Source organism: Kitasatospora sp. NPDC036934, assembly GCF_055608425.1.
In genome coordinates this window covers 1-15,973 of record NZ_JBVJQR010000011.1, presented here as the reverse complement: position 1 = coordinate 15,973, position 15,973 = coordinate 1, and the positions used below count along the sequence as shown (strand labels likewise).

General features: G+C 75.4%; 9 protein-coding genes and 1 pseudogene. 1 reads left to right on the top strand and 9 read right to left on the bottom strand.

Annotated features, from left to right (window positions below; all coding sequences use genetic code 11):
- Positions 1-42 precede the first annotated feature (42 nt).
- Positions 43-1,314, bottom strand: a complete 1,272-nt coding sequence (locus tag ACZ7BZ_RS18085) for a nucleotide disphospho-sugar-binding domain-containing protein (RefSeq protein ID WP_470359155.1) — start codon at positions 1,312-1,314, stop codon at positions 43-45.
- A 121-nt stretch (positions 1,315-1,435) separates the two neighbouring features.
- Positions 1,436-2,635: a nucleotide disphospho-sugar-binding domain-containing protein gene (locus ACZ7BZ_RS18080; RefSeq protein ID WP_470359154.1), complete on the bottom strand. Its 1,200-nt coding sequence runs from the start codon at positions 2,633-2,635 to the stop codon at positions 1,436-1,438.
- A 183-nt stretch (positions 2,636-2,818) separates the two neighbouring features.
- Between ACZ7BZ_RS18080 and ACZ7BZ_RS18075 the strand changes: the two genes are divergently transcribed.
- A complete protein-coding gene (locus ACZ7BZ_RS18075; protein WP_380461390.1) occupies positions 2,819-3,418 on the top strand; it encodes a TetR/AcrR family transcriptional regulator in 600 nt (199 codons plus the stop codon).
- Positions 3,419-3,473: 55 nt separating this feature from the next.
- Here ACZ7BZ_RS18075 and ACZ7BZ_RS18070 read toward each other — a convergent pair whose 3' ends face one another.
- The 7 genes and pseudogenes from ACZ7BZ_RS18070 to ACZ7BZ_RS18040 all read right to left on the bottom strand — a co-directional run.
- Positions 3,474-5,342: a 2-oxo acid dehydrogenase subunit E2 gene (locus ACZ7BZ_RS18070; protein WP_470359153.1), complete on the bottom strand. Its 1,869-nt coding sequence runs from the start codon at positions 5,340-5,342 to the stop codon at positions 3,474-3,476.
- On the bottom strand, positions 5,339-5,566 hold the full coding sequence (locus ACZ7BZ_RS18065) for an acyl carrier protein (RefSeq protein ID WP_380461392.1): 228 nt from the start codon (positions 5,564-5,566) through the stop codon (positions 5,339-5,341). Before ACZ7BZ_RS18065 ends, ACZ7BZ_RS18070 begins: the two co-directional genes overlap by 4 nt.
- On the bottom strand, positions 5,563-7,452 hold the full coding sequence (locus ACZ7BZ_RS18060) for an HAD-IIIC family phosphatase (RefSeq protein WP_380461393.1): 1,890 nt from the start codon (positions 7,450-7,452) through the stop codon (positions 5,563-5,565). Before ACZ7BZ_RS18060 ends, ACZ7BZ_RS18065 begins: the two co-directional genes overlap by 4 nt.
- The gene (locus ACZ7BZ_RS18055; protein WP_380461394.1) at positions 7,449-8,477 is read right to left on the bottom strand and encodes a 3-oxoacyl-ACP synthase III family protein; all 1,029 of its coding nucleotides are present in this window, start codon (positions 8,475-8,477) and stop codon (positions 7,449-7,451) included. Before ACZ7BZ_RS18055 ends, ACZ7BZ_RS18060 begins: the two co-directional genes overlap by 4 nt.
- A gap of 183 nt (positions 8,478-8,660) precedes the next feature.
- Positions 8,661-10,178, bottom strand: coding sequence for an FAD-dependent monooxygenase (locus tag ACZ7BZ_RS18050; RefSeq protein WP_470359152.1), 1,518 nt, complete (start codon positions 10,176-10,178; stop codon positions 8,661-8,663).
- Between the two features lie 20 nt (positions 10,179-10,198).
- A pseudogene (locus tag ACZ7BZ_RS18045) lies at positions 10,199-15,061 on the bottom strand (type I polyketide synthase); the annotation flags it as partial.
- A gap of 65 nt (positions 15,062-15,126) precedes the next feature.
- On the bottom strand, positions 15,127-15,973 hold an 847-nt coding region (locus ACZ7BZ_RS18040; RefSeq protein ID WP_470359151.1), incomplete at its 5' end, for an acyl carrier protein.

Here is a 15,973-nt window from a genome sequence, read left to right as displayed (position 1 = left end):
TGCTCGGGTGCTCGGGTGTTTCGCGTTCGGCGCGTTCGGCGGTCAGACCAGCGCCACGAGGGAGTGGACGATCTCGGCTGGCGTCGGCGCGCTCATGATCTCCTCGCGCACCTTCCGTGCCGACGCCCGGAAGGAGTCCTCGGTGAGCACTCGGCCGACGGCCGCCCCGATCTCCGCCGGGCCCGCCTCGGTCGGGTCCAGGGTGATGCTCGCGCCGCCGGCGGCGAAGTTGGCCGCGTTGAACGGGTTGTCGGCCGTCTGCGGCATCATCACCTGCGGCAGGCCGTGCAGGGCCGCCGTGAGCAGCGAACTCGTCCCACCCTGGTTGACGATGGCGGTGCAGCTCGGGAGGAACAGGTGGAGCGGCACGTTCTCGGCGATCCGGGCGTTGCCGGGCAGCGGCCCGATCTTGGCCCGGTCGCCGGCGCTGATCGCCAGCGTGACCTCCACGTCCAGGTCGGCGAGCCCGGCCACCACCTGCGGCAGGACGAACGCCTCGTCGCCGGCCAGCGCGGAGGTGGAGGTGCCCCAGGTGACGCAGATCCGGGGGCGCTCGGGGCGGTCGAGCACCCAGTCCGGTGCGGCCGCCGAGCCGTTGTAGGGGACGAACCGCATCGGCAGCCGCCCGGGGATGCCCGGCAGCTGGAGGCTGGTGGGCCACGGGTCGACGGTGCGGACCGGGTAGTCGTTGCGGACCTCCGCCCCGTACCGGTCGAACAGTTCGGGGAGCCCGGTGGGCCAGAACGGGCGGACTTCGTCCCCCGCGCCGGGCAGGCCCTGCAGCGGCTGGCTGATCACCCGCATGACGTCCGGCCCCCAGGTCTGGCGGACCAGCGGGACCCCGAGGACCGAGGCGACCAGCGGCGCGGCGAACACCATCGTGTCGGCCACCACCAGGTCCGGCCGCCAGCGCTCGGCGAACCGCAGCAGGTCGGGTGCCATCCGGACGGCGGCCTCGACGAGCGGGGCCATGGTGGCGTTGCGGAGCGCGGCCAGCCGGGCGGCCTCCGGGTCGCCGGGGGCGGGCGGTCCGCCGTGCGGGCCGCCCGGGGCGGCCAGCCCGGTCCGGTCCCAGTCCTTCGCCGGGGCCTCGATCACCCGGTGGCCGCCGCGCGAACGGATCACGCCGTCCATCAGCTCGTAGCCGTGCCCGACCTCGACGGCGGGCAGGCCGACGCCGGTGACGGCCGGGGTGAGGTCCGGCAGGGCGGCGATCCGCACCTCGTGGCCGGCCGCCCGGAACGCCCAGGCCAGCGGGACCATGTGGAACAGCGGTGTGGTCGTCGCGGCGACCGGCAGAAAGAGGATGCGCAAGGTGCCCTCCTGGGGCGTCGCGGGCGTCACTGGTGTCACGGATGAGAGGGGGGCGGCGCGGAGCGGGTGGGGTCCGCCCGTTGGGGTGCTGCCAGGCGGACCGCGCACCGGTGCCCCGCGGTCAGGCGGCGACCAGGGCCTCGATGGAGGAGACCACCGAGGCGGGCGACGGCATGGCGGCGATCTCCTCGCGGATCCGGTCGGCCGAGGTCCGGACCGCCTCGTCGGTCAGCACGGTCGTCACCGCGGCGGTGACGGTCTCGGCGGTGAGGTCGGCCGGCTCCAGCAGGACGGACGCGCCACTGGCGGTGAAGCTGATGGAGTTGGTCGGTGTCTCGGAGTTCTCCGGCACGAGCACCTGCGGGACCCCGGCCGCGGCGGCCGTGAGCACCGAGCCGGTGCCGCCCTGGTTGACGATGGCGTCGCAGCTGGGCATCAGCAGGTGGAGCGGCAGGTTCTCGACGACCCGCACGTTGTCCGGCAGGTGCCCGAGGCTCTGCCGGTCGATGCTGCTGACCGTGACCACGAGTTCGACGTCGAGCCCGGCGAGCGCGTCGACGACGCGCGGGAGGACGGTGCTGCGGCCGCCGAGCGCGCTGGTGGTCGTCCCCCAGGTGACGCAGACCCGCGGCCGGCCGGTGCGCGTGAGCACCCAGTCCGGTGCCGTGCCCGCGCCGTTGTAGGCCACGTAGCGGCGGGGCATCGGCTTGGCCGGCCCGAAGGTGCGCAGGCTGGCCGGCCAGGGGTCGAGGGTCTGCGTGACGTAGTCGTTGCGGACCTCCGCCCCGAACCGGTCGAACAGCTCGACCAGCTCGGGGTGCCACTGCTCGCGCTCGGAGCCGGTGTTGGGCTGCCCCTGCAACGGGTGGCCGTAGAGGATGTCGGGGCCCCAGATGTTCCGGACGACCGGGATGCCGAGGACGGCGCTGGCCAGCGACGAGGCGAACAGCGTCGGGTCGGTGACCAGCAGGTCGGGCCGCCACTGCTCGGCGAACCGCAGCAGGTCCGGCGCCAGCCGCTTGTTCAGCTCGACCAGGGGGCCGGACCGCCGCTGTCCCATCGCGCGCCGCTCGTCCTCGGACAGCACCATCAGGGCGGCCGCCGAGATCCGGTGGGCCTCGGGCATGGCCGACATGCTGGCCATGAAGTCGTAGTCGTCGCCCACCTCGACCGGGGTCAGTCCGGTGCTGAGGGTCGTCGTGGTGAGGGACGCCTGCGAGGCGACCCGCACCTCGTGCCCGGCGGCGCGGAAAGCCCACGCCAGCGACACCTGGTGGTAGAGGTGGCTCCCGACGGGGAGCGGGGTGAACAGGACGCGCATATGGACTCCCGGGGGTCTGTGCGGCCGGACGGGCCCAGTCCATCCGACCCGCCTAAAGAGGCCCTGAAAGCGCTCGGAGGCGGCCCCGGCGGCCCGGGCCCGGCCCGGCACTTCTTGCCGACTCGGCAATTCCCTGCGGTGTCGGAACTTGCCCGGCCGGAACCCGCGTGCGACGCTGGGGCCGTGACGCCAACGGTTCGGGACAGCAAGGTGGCCGCCGTCCGCCGCGCGCTCAGCGAGGTCTCGCTCGGCCTGGCGGTCGAACGGGGCTGGGAGAACGTCCGGGTCGAGGACATCGCGGCCAGGGCCGGCATGTCCACCCGCTCGTTCGGCAACTACTTCCGCAGCAAGAACGAGGCCCTGTACGCGGTCGACCTCGACCGGTCGGCGGCGATCCGCGAGCACCTGCGGGACCGGCCGGCCGACGAACCGCTGCTCGAAGCGGTCGTCAACGCCATGCTCGCCGCCTTCCTGGCCGGCGACAACGTGGACCGCGACCTCGTCACCAAGGTGCGGCTGGCCGTCGCGACCTCGCCGCTCGGCGGCGAGTACCTCAAGGCGCACGCCGCCCGGGAGGCCGCCCTCGCCGCCGGGATCGCCGAGCGGCTCGGCGTCGACCCGCACGCCGACGTCTACCCGCGGCTGCTGGCCACCATGGTGGTCAACGCGGTCCGGGTCGCGATCGAGTTCTGGGTCGACGAACCGCAGAACGTCCCGCTGTCGGAGGCGATCCGGTCCACCCTGGAACGGATCGCCCCCGCGCTCCCCGCGCCCACCGCATAGCGGCACCGACCGCCGGGACCCCGAGCCGGGGTCCCGGCGGCCCGGCCCGGATTCGTCAGCGCGCCGCGCCGCCGCGCAGCCGGGCCAACCGGTAGAGCAGGCCGATGGTCAGCGCCGCGGGGACGTTCCCGCCGCGGATCCCCAGCAGCGACCGGATCAGCCACAGCTGCGTCTCCACCGAGTGCGCGGGCGCGCCGTGCACGTCGTCGTGGACCAGGCTGCGGAAGTCCCGCACGTGGGTGCGGAGCAGGGCCACGTCCGAGCCCGGGATGATCTCGTCGCGCGCGCAGGCGACGTAGCGGACCGGGATGTCCAGCGCGGCGAGCTGCTCGGGCCGCAGCGCCCACTCCCGCGACTCGTCGAGCGCGGCGTCGGGCTTGCGGTCCATCAGGTGCGCCAGGGTGTCCACGGTGATCCGCGGCAGGGTGGCCTGCCAGTCCCGGTCGGTGAAGAAGCCGTTGACCGGCGCCCCGGCCGTCAACACCGCCCTGATCCGGCGGTCGTCCATCGCGGCGCGCAGCGCCAGGTGGCCGCTGAAGCTCAGGGCCAGCGCGTACGAGTCGGCCACGTCGGCCCGGTCGGCCACGTGGTCGAGCAGCCCGGGCAGCATCCGCCAGGCGTCCCGGTCGTAGGGCAGGGTGTTCTCGCCGACGCCGGGCATCTCGGTGACGATGCCGGCCATGCCCAGGCGCCGGATCGCGGCCAGCGTGGGCCCCCACTGCTCCTTGACGGTGACGATGCCGCCGCTGACGATCAGCAGCGGCCGCCGGACGCCGTCGGACATCCCGGTCGCCCAGGCGGCGACCCGCCCGTTCGGCAGTTCCACCTCCAACCGCTCGATGTCCGGGTCCTTCCGGCGCCACTCGTCGAAGGTCCGCACCGTCTCGTCCAGCGCCCGGCGGCGTGCGGCCCCGTCCACGAACGGGAACCGGGCCATCGAGTAGTGGCGGCACGCGTCCAGCAGCCGGCCTTCGAGCTCCAGCCGCTTGGCCGAGCGGGTCCACTCGGCGGCCCACGAGCCCTCGCCGTCCGCGTCGTCGCGGATCCGGGCCAGCACCTGCTCGTGGTCCGCGACCTTCTGCCCCCGGGTGTGCGCCAGCACGAACTGCTTCAACTCGCCGACGTCGTTGGTGCCGCCGTCCCGGGGCGGCTCGTCCTCGAACTCCTCCAGCAGGCGCTTGAGGTCGGTCAGCAGGTCGGCGGCCTCCGCGCCGTCGATCACCCGGTGGTCGAAGGTGAGGTTCAGCCGCATCACGGGCGCCACCGTCACCGCGCCGTCGCGCACCACGGGCCGATCGGTGATCCGCCCGAGGCCGATCGTGACCGTGGTCCCGCCGACCGAGTGGAACCCGTCCACCGCGCGGTGGGACAGCGAGGTCACCGCGACGGTGCCGACGGCGGCGGCCCGGCCGCGCAGCGGGCGGACCCGCGAGCGGTACGCCGCCTCGCCGAGCACCCACGGGAGGCGGCGCAGCAGTCGGGCGCCGGCGAACTCCGGCAGCTGTTCGGCGTCGCCGCCCGTGTAGTGGTCGACCTGCCGCTGGATCTCCTCCAGGCCCGCCGTCTGCAGGTCGGGGACGACCGCCGACAGCACCACCCGCTGCCCGTTCGTGGTGTGGTCCATCGTGAACTTGCCGTTCACCGACGCGAACCGGGCCACCTTGGGCCGCACCCGGCCGGCGATCGCGGCGTTGGCCGCCGGGTGGGCCGCGAGGGCGCGCCCCGCCGCGAACAGCACGTAGCTCAGCCACGACGAGCGGCGGCCCTCGGCGAGCGCGGCCGCCCGGAGCGCCCCGACCCGGGTCATGTCGACCTCGGTGTCGAGGTGCACCGGCGCGAACGACCGGATCTCCCGGAGGAAGTACAGGGTGGGGCGCCGCTCCCTGGCGACCGGCCCGACCGGCACGGACGACCCGGCGCTCATGCGCCCACCGCCACGCGGTGGATCTCCCGCAGGCTGCCCGCCGCCAGGACGTCCGGCAGCGAGACCGGCCGCCCGGTCTCCCGCTCCAGGGCGGTCAGCAGGGTCAGCAGGTGCACCGAGTCCCAGCCCGGGAGCCGGTCGAGCGGCAGGCCCGCGTCCTCGGGCCCGAGCGGCAGCCCGATCTCGTCGCGGACCAGCACCATGAAGTCCTCGATGGTCGTCAACTGCTCTCCTCCTGGGACTCGGTGAACTCGATGTGCGCGGGCGGCGCCGCGATGGCGGACAGGTCGTGGCGGTAGACCACGCCACCGCCGTCCGCCTCGCCGGCCCGGGTGAAGCCGTGCTCCGGGTAGAAGTCCCGCGCTCCGGCGTTCTTCGGGCCCGGTCGGAACACGGCCTCCACCGCGTGCGCCCCGGCGGCCTTCGCGTCCGCCAGCACGGCACTCAGACAGGCCGTCTCGATGCCCCGGGAGAACACCCGGCAGCTGAGCACGAAGTTGTCGATGTGCACGACGCCGGCCTCGGCCCGGGTGAGGACCACGCCGACCATGCCGTTGTCGCCGAACCGGTCCGCGGAGCGGATGGCGAGCACCCGGCTCCCGGCGCCGTCCGCGGCGGCCCGCACCTCGGGCGGCTGGAGTCGCCGGCCCGTCATGTTGAACTGGTTGGTCCGCAGCGTGAGCTGCGAGGCCCGGGCCACCTCGGCCTCCGTCACGGGCGCGAACCGCACCCGCACCCCGAGCCCGCGCAGGTAGTCGGCGACGGAGTCGAACGAGGCCAGGAAGCTCTGCCGGTCCAGCTCCTCCCGGTAGCGTGCGGACCGGGCGCGGTCGTCCGCGTTCAGCTCGCGGGTGTCGAACCAGCCGTCGGACAGCAGGCGTTCGACGTGCCGGGCGGGCTCCTCGTCCAGCCGGACCACCGCGACGTCGGGCAGCGCGTGCCGGACCATCCCGCACTCGAAGGCGCTGTCGTCGACGAAGACGAAGGAGTCCACACCGATGTTGAGGGCCTTCGCCAGCTCGGCGAGGTTCTCCGGCTTCGGCCGCCAGTTCGCCGCGACCCGGACGAAGTCGTCCGGCCGCAGGACCATGCCCGGGTGGTCGCGCAGCGCCGCGGCGACCGGCTCCGGATCGTTCTTGCTCGCCACCGCCAGCAGGACGCCCTGCGAGCCGAGCTGCCGGACCACCCGCTGGAACGCGGCGAACGCCTCCCCCCGGGGGGTCTCGCCCAGTTCCACGCCCTCCGCGCCGTCGTCCCCGAGCACCCCGCCCCACAGCGTCCCGTCCAGGTCGCACACCAGCGCCTTCCGGGTCCGCCCGGTGAGGTGCCGCGCCAGGTGCCCGACCTCGCGGGCGTACCGGGCCAGCAGGGCCGGCGACAGGCCGACCCCGGCGTAGCGGCCCAGCCGGGCGTCCTCCGCGGGGATCCCCTCGGCGAGCAGCGGGTCCAGGTCCAGGGTGACCACCGAGGGGAGTTCCTCACCCAGCGCCAGCAGCCGGGCGTTGGCGGTGCGCCAGGCGGCGCCCAACCGGGCCCGGGAGCGGTAGTCGACCAGCTGTGCGGTGAAGCGCCTCGGCAGCGGCAGCGTGTTGAGCACCAGGGTGCCGGCGCCCCGGCGGCCGAACGCGGCCGCCAGGCCGCGCACCAGCGCGACCTTCTCGTCCAGGACCCGTTCGACGTCCGCGGCCGTCCACGGCAGCGGCACCTCGTCGAAGACCACCTCCGGGTCCAGCACGCACAGCACGACGTCCGGCCGCGCCGCGTACAGGCCGCTGCCGGGGTCGCCGAGGTCGAAGACCCATCCGTCGAAAGCGGACAGGTGCGTTCGTGCCAGCAGGCCGTGGCGGGCCAGTTCCGCGGTCAGCGGGGGGACCAGGGTGCCCAGCGTGCGGTGCCCGGTGACCGCGACCCCGACCACCGGGGCGGACGGGTGCGCGCGCAGCACCTCGTCGGGGTCGAGCCGGGCCAACACCTGGCCCGCCCTGGCCAGTTCGGCGTCCGGCAGGTCCGCGAGCAGCCCGCGGACCCGCGGGTAGTCGTCGGCGAGCCGGCCGGCCGCGTGCAGCTCGGCCACCGCGCGGGCCGAGGGGGCGACGGGGGCGGAGGTCATCGCTCGACCCTCTCCAGGGCGTACCCGGCCTTGATCCACTTGCTCGACTCGATCGCCACCCCGACCGCCCGGTCACCGGCGATCATGCGCGGCAGCAGCCGCTCCAGCTGGAAGAACGGCAGCGCGTTGCCGGTGTTGCCGGTCTCGCGGATGCAGCTGACCTCCCGGGCGTCCGGCACGTCCAGCCGGGCATGGATCTCGGCGGTCATCCGGCCGGACAGCTGCGGCGGCAGGATGTAGTCCAACTCGTCCCGGTCCCAGCCGAGTTCCGAGAGCACCTCGTCGAGGGTGGCCACCGCCAGCGGGGGAACGGAATCGCGGACCGCCTGGTAGTCCTCGACCGCCGCGGGCCGGTCGAGGTGCCGGTCCGCCGCGCCGAACCAGTCCAGGGTCTGCCCCGGCGGCCGGTTCCGGCCCACGCACCGCACCTGCGTCCAGCGCAGCGCGACCGGCTCCGCCGACGGCTCCGTGCTCAGCACCGCCGCCCCGGCGCCGTCCCCGAACAGCACACCGTTGACCTGCTCGCCGGGCGGCAGCGCGCTGACGTCCAACGTCAGGTCGAAGTGCTTGGCGCAGGAGTCGGCGCCGATCACCAGCGCGGTGCGGAACGCCCCCGAACCCAGCATGTGCCGGGCCACGTCGAGGGCCTGCACCGCGCCCGCGCACCCCGACTGGAGCTGGTAGCCGGGCACCCCGTCGATGCCCAGCCGGTCGGCGACCACGTTGACCGTGGCCGGCATCAGCATGTCCGGCGAGGAGGTGCCCATCACGACCAGGTCGACCTCGGCCGCCGTGATCCCGGCGGCCGTCAGCGCGCGCTGCGCCGCGGTCACCGCGAGATCGGCCAGCGAGAAGCGGACCTCGCCGGAGTCCAGGTCCACCGAGTAGTGCCGGAGGGGGGTGCCGATGAAGGTGTCGACCCACTGCTCCCAGACCTGGGGCAGTTTGAACCGTCGGGCCAGGGCCGGGATGTCCACCGGCGCGCCGGGCAGCACCGTCCCGGCGGAGTGCACGTACACGTCCATGTTCGTCCTTTCGCCTGCCACCGTCATGCTGTGCCGTGGCGCTTAATCGGTCCTAAGGGCCGACGGGCCGGCGCCGGTGCGGCTCGGCCCGGGGCTCGGTCCGGGTGCTCTTCGGTGGTGCTTCTCGGTGCTGGTTCCCGGTGGTGCTTCCGGTGGTGCTTTCCTGGGCCGGCCGGACCGGGACTAGGAAGCGGCGGGCTCGCCGAACAGGGCGGTGAGGGCGGCGGCGAGGCCCGTGGAGTCCCCCTCCGCCCGTAGCGTCCAGGCGACCCGGCCGTCCGGCCGCAGCAGTACCGCCTCGGCGTCCACGCCGGGCAGTGGCTTCGCCGTGACGAGGTCCACCAGGCCCTCCCGGCCCGCGAGTTCACCGGCCAGGTCGCTGCCGGTACCGGTGCTGGCGGCGCCGCTTCCGTCGCTTCCGTCGCTTCCGTCGCGGAGGTCGAGCAGTACCGCATGGCCGGCCTCCCAGGCCGCCGCCAGCCCCGGCACCGCCCGCGCGGACGCCGCCACCCCCGGCAGTCGGCGGCCGAGCAGCGGATCGGCGTTCGCTCCGGCCTGCCCCAGCGGATAGCGGGTGTCGGTGCCGCCGACCATGGTGACCAGGTACTCGTTGACGTCCGGGAAACGGATGAGCTCGGCGAAGACCTCCCGCAACGGCGTCAGCGGGTGCAGCAGCGCCGCCTGCGCACGGGTCGTCAGACAGGCCCGGGCCCCCACCGGGTGCCGTTCGTCGTGGTAGCTGTCGAGCAGGCCGTCCGGCGCCCGGCCGGCGAGGTCCGCCGCGAGCTTCCAGCCCAGGTTCACCGCGTCGTCCAGGCCGGTACTGAGCGCCTGCCCGCCGAGTGGGAAGTGCCGGTGCGCGGCGTCCCCCGCGAGGAACACCCGCCCGGCACGGTACCGCTCGGCGAGCCGGGTCGCATGGGACCAGCGGGCCGACCAGAGCGGCGGCTCACCGGCGAACGCGATGCCCGCGAGGCGGCTCACCGCGCCCTGGACCTCCGTCAGTCCCGGCGCGTCGTCCCCGCCGGGCGGCTGCACGCCGAACTCGGCCGTCAGCACCCGGACCGTGTCCGGCCCCAGCGGGCTGACCGCCAGCAGTCCCGCCGGGTACTCGCGGGCGCCCAGGTGCTGGAGCAGGATGCTGTCCGACGTCACCGAGAAGTCGGAGACCGTGCCGTGGAAGGGCTCTTCGTCGCCCGGGAACGCGATATCGGCCGCCCGGCGCACCACGCTGTCCACCCCGTCGCAGCCGACCAGGTGGCGGCTGCGCAGGGTCTGCCCGCCCGCCGGGCCCTCGACCCGCGTCTCGACCAGGTGCTCGTCCTGCTCGACGCCGACCACCCGGTGCCCGAACCGCAGGTCCGCGCCCAGCGCCCGCGCCCGCTCCACCAGGTGGTGGACCAGCCTGCCGTGCGGCAGCGAGAAGTTGTACGGGTAGCGGTCGGCGAGCGCGGACGGGTCCAGCCAGATGTGCGCGAAGTGGGCCATCGGGAACTCGAAGCCGTCCGGGCGGCAGGCCTCCATCAGCCCGCGCATCTCCAGGAGTTCGATGACTCCGGGATTGACGGCCACGCCCGGCGAGTGGGCCTCGGGACCGGGACGGCCGTCGAGGACGACGACCTCCGCGCCGGCCAGCCGCAGCTCGCACGCGAGCATGAGCCCGACCGGTCCGGCGCCGGCGATGACGATGTCGTGGTGCATGGAGGTGTCCTCCGGGGTTTCTAGCGGGCCGGGTACGCGGACGCGGCGAGCTTGGCGGGTGTCGGGTTGTCGAAGACCTGTTGCGGTGTCACGTCCAGTCCTGCGGCGCGCATCTGGGCACTCAGGTCGAGGGCGGCCAGGGACGACAGGCCCAGGGTGGGCAGATCGGCGTCCGGGCCGACGCCCTCGGCGGCGTCGATGCCCAGGACCTCCGCCGCCTTGGCGCGGACCAGCTCCAGCACGATCGCGGCGCGTTCGGCGGGGTCCGCGGCGGCGAGCCGGGCCGACAGCGCCGGATCCACGGCCGGGGCCGGGGAGCCGACGGCGGAGCCGGGTGCGGCCGCGGCGGAGGCGAAGCCGGGCAGGCCGGCGAAGAGCGGGTCGGACCCGGGCCAGGGCTCGGCCCTCCGGTCCAGGTCGGCCACCGTCACGTCCCCGGCACCGGGCCGCACGGCGTAGCCGAGCGCCTCGACGGCGAGCGCCGCCGGCAGCGGCCGGAGGCCGGCCGGGGAGGAGGGATCGGGGGCGTCGATGGTGCCGGGGGCGTCGGCGGCGAGCGGTCCGAACGCGAGGGACAGTGCGCGCCCCCCGCGTTCCCGCCGTCGTCGGGCCACCGCCGCCAGGGCGGCGTGCACGGGGGCCGGCCCGTCCTCGCCGGGGGCGGCGAGCGCGCCCGGCCCCGAGGAGCACACCACGAACGCCGCCAGGTCGAGGTGCGCGGTCGCGTCGTCGACCGCGAGCGCGGCGTCGACCGCCGCCCACGGGGAGGCGCCGCCGGCGTGGGCGAGGTGCACCACGGCCGTGGGCGGCCACTGCGCGACCACCCGGGCGAGCGCCTCGCGGTCGTCGGCCGGGCAGTGCGCCACCGTCACCTCGGCGCCCGACGCCTCCGCCGTCCCGATGAGATCGGCCGGCCCGGCGGCGCCGGCCGCAGGATCCGCCGGGCCGGCCAGGACCAACCGGGTGGCGCCGTGCTCGGCGAGCCAGCGGACGGCGTGGCCGCCGAGCACCGGATCGGCTCCGGTGACCAGGACCGGTCCCTCCGGCCACCGGGGGAGGTCGCGGCCGTCCTCGGGCGGGGCGACCCGGGCCAGCCGCCGGGCGAAGAGCCCGGGGCCGCGCAGTGCGAGGCGCGGGTCGGCCGGAGGAGCGGAGAGCAGGCCGGCCAGCCGCGGCGGTGCGGACCGGTCGGATCCTCCCTCGTCCGGGCGGTGCGGGGCGGCCGGGGCATGCGGTTCGGGTCGTGCCGGCGGCACCTCCAGGTCGAGCAGGCCGATCGTACGGTGCGGGTGCGCGCCGACGAGGGCCTCGCCGAGGCCCCGGACCGCGGCGTGGTCCGGTGAGACCGGCGGGTCGAGCCGGCCGACCGTGACCGCGCCGGTGGTCAGCACCCACAGCGGAGCGTCCACCCCGGCCCGGTCCAGCGCCTGCGGCAGGGCGGCGGTCAGCGCCAGGCCCCGGCCGGGCTCCGGTGCGAAGGCGAGCAGCGACACGACCGCGCCGGGCGTCCCCTCCGGGCGTCCGGCGAGTCCGGCGCCTACCAGTGCGGTGAGGCCGTCGGCGTCCACGGCAGCCCCGGTGCTCCCGAACGTGGCGGGCACCACGAGGCGGTCGGCGGCGTCGCCGAGCACGGCGGCCAGCCGGGCCGCCGGGCCGTCGTCGTCCGGACCGTCGGGCACCAGCAGGAGCAGCCGCCGGGCGGCCGCCGCCGGGCCCTCCGCGACGGGCTGCCAGAGCGTCCGGTGATGCCACCCGGCGCGCCGCCGATGGACGGCCAGCAGGGGCAGGACATCGGCCAGTGAAGCGAGTTGGGCATCCGACAGCCGCAGGGACCGGCCGAGCGACTCGGCGTCCTGCTCGTCGACGGCCGCCCAGAACCGGGACTCCAGGGATCGCTGCCCCGGCCCGGAGCCTGGCCCGGCCGGGTCGGCGACGGGATTGAGCCAGTAGCTCCTGCGCTGGAACGGGTAGGTCGGTAGCGGGACGCGCGCGGCTCCCGTGCCGGCGAGAAGGGTCGCCCAGTCGACCGGGCGGCCCGTCACGTGGACCGCGGCCAGCGCCGTCAGCGCGGTCTGCGGCTCGGGCCGGCGGGCGCTCAGCACGGGCACCAGCGTGGGCGTCCGGCCGCCGCCCGCAAGCCCGCCGCTCGACTGCCCACCGGCCGTCGGCCCGCCGCTCGTCCCGGCGGTGTCCGCCGGCCTGCCGTCCCCCCGGTCGCGCAGGCACTCGCGCGCCAGTGCGGTCAGCACCGCGTCCGGCCCGAGTTCGACGAAGCAGGTCACCCCGGCCGCGCGCAGCGTGCGGATGCCGTCGGCGAACCGGACCGGCTGCCGGGCGTGCCCCAACCAGTAGCCGGTGGAGCGTAGTTCGGCCGGATCCGCGAGCCCGCCGGTGACGTTGGAGACGAGCGGGATGGTCGGCTCGGCGAACGCCACCCTGGCCAGGGCCTCCCCGAACTCGGCCAGGACACCGTCCATGTGCGGGGAGTGGAAGGCGTGGCTGACAGCGAGCCGCCGGACCCGTCGGCCCTCGGCGCGCCAGTGGGCGGCGACCTCCAGGACCGCCTCCTCGTCCCCGGAGACCACCGTCGCCGACGGCCCGTTGACGGCCGCCACCGACACCTGGGCCTCGCGGCCGACCAGGGTGGCGAGCACCTCCTCCTCCGCCGCCTCGACGGCGACCATCGCGCCGTCCGGCCGGGCCCGCTGCATGGCGCGCGCCCGTGCGGCGACCAGCCCGGCCGCGTCGGACAGGCCGAGGACCCCGGCCACGTGCGCGGCGGCCAGCTCGCCGACCGAGTGGCCCAACAGGAAGTCGGGCCGCAGCCCCCAGTGCCCGAGCAGCCGGAACAGCGCCGTCTCCACGGCGAAGATCGCCGGCTGCGCGTACTGCGTCCGGTGCAGCAGCGCGGCGTCCGGGTGGTCCTTGGCGCCGAAGAGCAGCGGGCGCAACGGGCGGTCGAGGTGCCGGTCCAGCTCGGCGCACACCTCGTCCAGGGCGTCGGCGAACACCGGGTGGGCCGCGGCGAGGGCCCGTCCCATCCCGGCGCGCTGGCTGCCCTGGCCGGTGAACAGGTAGCCGAGCCCGCCCGGCCCGGGCTCGGCGCGGCCCACCACCACGTTGCCGGGCAGCAGGTCGCCCCGGGCCAACGCGTCCAGGCCGCGGGTCAGTTCGGCCCGGTCCGTGCCGACGACCACCGCGCGCTGCGCCATGGCGGTGCGGGTGGTGGCGAGCGAGAACGCCACGTCCACGGGGCGCGGCGCCGGGTCGGCGGCGAGTCGGGCGGCCAGCTCGCGGGCGGCATCGCGCAGCGCCGGTTCGTTCCGGGCCGACAGCACCAGCGGGACCGGCCGGGCCGCGGCGTCGTCCGGTGCCGTGCCCTGCATCGAAGTGCCGTGCACCGGAGTGCCGTTCGGCGAAGTGCCGTGCACCGGAGTGCCGTTCGGCGAAGTGCCGTCCAGCGGAGTGCCGTTCGACGAGGCGGCGTTCGCCGAAGTGCCGTTCGCCGAGGCGCCCTCCGGCGTCACGTCGGCGGGGCCGGGCGCCTCCTCCACGATGACGTGCGCGTTGGTGCCGCTGACCCCGAAGGAGGAGACGGCGGCGCGGTGCGGCCGGTGCTCGTGCGGCCAGGGGCGGGCCTCGGCCAGCAGCGCGACGCTGCCGGCCGTCCAGTCCACGTGCGGGCTCGGCTCGGCGGCGTGCAGGGTCCTGGGCAGCACCCCGTGCCGGATGGCCTGCACCATCTTGATCACCCCGGCGACGCCGGCGGCGCCCTGGGTGTGGCCGATGTTGGACTTCACCGAGCCGAGCCAGAGCGGCCGTTCGGCGGGCCGGTCCTGCCCGTAGGTGGCCAGCAGGGCCTGCGCCTCGATCGGGTCGCCCAGGACGGTGCCGGTGCCGTGCCCCTCCACCACGTCCACGTCCGACGGGCCCAGCCGCGCGTCGGCGAGGGCCTGGCGGATCACCCGCTGCTGGGCGGGGCCGTTGGGCGCGGTGAGCCCGTTGGAGGCGCCGTCCTGGTTGACGGCGGAGCCGCGCACCACGGCGAGGACCGGGTGCCCGTTGCGGCGGGCGTCGGAGAGGCGCTCCAGCAGCAGCAGCCCGACGCCCTCGCCCCAGCCCGTGCCGTCGGCACCGGCCGCGAACGACTTGCAGCGCCCGTCCGGTGACAGGCCGCGCTGGCGGCTGAAGTCCACGAAGACGCCGGGCGTCGCCATCACGGTCACCCCGCCCGCCAGCGCCAGCTCGCAGTCCCCGGCGCGCAGCGCCCGGGCCGCCAGGTGCAGGGCGACCAGGGAGGAGGAGCACGCCGTGTCCACCGTGACGGCCGGGCCCTCCAGACCGAGGGTGTACGCGATCCGCCCGGACGCCACGCTGCTCGCGCTCCCGGTCCCGAGGAAGCCCTCGAAGCCCTCCGGCGTCCGCTCCATCAGGCGGGCGGCGTAGTCGTCGTACAGGACGCCGGCGAAGACACCGGTCCGGCTGCCGCGCAGGGTGGCGGGGTCGATCCCGGCGTTCTCCAGGGTCTCCCAGGCGGTTTCGAGGAGGAGGCGCTGTTGCGGGTCGACGGCCATCGCCTCGCGGGGGCTGATTCCGAAGAACTCGGGGTCGAAGTCGGCGGCGTCGTAGAGGAACCCGCCCTCCTGGGTGTAGCAGGTGCCGGCCTTCTCCGGGTCCGGGTCGTAGAGGGCGTCGAGGTCCCAGCCGCGGTCGCGCGGGAAGGACGAGACCGCGTCGACGCCGTCCGCCACCAGCTGCCACAGGTCCTCGGGCGACCGCACTCCGCCGGGGTAGCGGCAGCCCATCGCCACGATGGCGATCGGTTCGCGCTGGGCGGCCTCGACCTCGGCGAGCCGCCGCCGGGTGTCCTGCAGCTCCGCGGTCGTCCACCTGAGGTAGTCGACGACCTTCTGTTCCTTCACCGCGTCCATCTGGGCAGGTCCTCCGGTCATCGGTCCTCCAGCCCTGCCAGCCCGAGCTCCTGGTCGAGGACGTCGAAGAGTTCGTTGTCGGTCACCGACGCGAGATCGTCGCCGTCCGCGGCGGCCGTTGCCGCCCCCCGCGTCTCGGTGACCCGTAGCAGCAGGGCCTGCAGCCGGGCGCCGAGTCGGTCCCGGCCCGCGTCGTCCAGGTCCGTGGCGGCCACGGCTGCTTCGAGACGCTCCAGTTCCGCCTGGACCGGCGCCTGCCGACCCGCACCGCCGTTGTCGAACTGCTCGCCGAGATGGCTCGCGATGGCCGCCGCGCTGGGGTGGTCGAAGACCAGCGTGGTCGGCAGCCGGAGGCCCGTCGCGGCGGACAACTGGTTGCGCAGGCTCACGGCGGTGAGCGAGTCGAAGCCGAGGTCCTTGAGTGCCTGGCCCGGCACGATGGCGGCGGCCGATTCGTGGCCCAGTACCGTCGCGACGTGCGTGCGCACCAGGTCGAGCAGGACCTGTCCCCGCTTGTTCTCGTCCAGGCCGCTGAGGCGTTCGGCCAGCGCCGCGCTGCCGGCGGATGCCGCCGCCTGCCGGGCCGGGGCGGGGACCAGCCGGTCGAAGAGCGGCGGCAGCGTGCCGTTGCGTGCGTGGCGGCGTAGGGCGTTTCGGTCGGTGGGGGTGAGGAGGAGGTGGGGGTGGGGGGTGTGGAGGGTGGTGTCGAAGAGGGTGAGGGCGGTGGGGGTGGTGAGGGGGGTGAGTCCGGTGGTGTTGAGGCGTTGGTGGTCGGTTTCGGTGAGGGTGTTGGTCATGGTGCTGGTGTCGGTCCAGAGTCCCCAGGCGAGGCTGGTGGCGGGGAGTCCTTGGGTGTGGCGGTGG

What these genes read in the sequence shown, in the direction of transcription:
- ACZ7BZ_RS18080 (WP_470359154.1), bottom strand. Translation starts at nt 2,635, where the DNA reads ATGCGCGTCCTGTTCACCCCGCTCCCCGTCGGGAGCCACCTCTACCAC.
- ACZ7BZ_RS18060 (WP_380461393.1), bottom strand. Translation starts at nt 7,452, where the DNA reads ATGACCTCCGCCCCCGTCGCCCCCTCGGCCCGCGCGGTGGCCGAGCTG.
- ACZ7BZ_RS18050 (WP_470359152.1), bottom strand. Translation starts at nt 10,178, where the DNA reads ATGCACCACGACATCGTCATCGCCGGCGCCGGACCGGTCGGGCTCATG.
- ACZ7BZ_RS18070 (WP_470359153.1), bottom strand. Translation starts at nt 5,342, where the DNA reads ATGAGCGCCGGGTCGTCCGTGCCGGTCGGGCCGGTCGCCAGGGAGCGG.
- ACZ7BZ_RS18055 (WP_380461394.1), bottom strand. Translation starts at nt 8,477, where the DNA reads ATGGACGTGTACGTGCACTCCGCCGGGACGGTGCTGCCCGGCGCGCCG.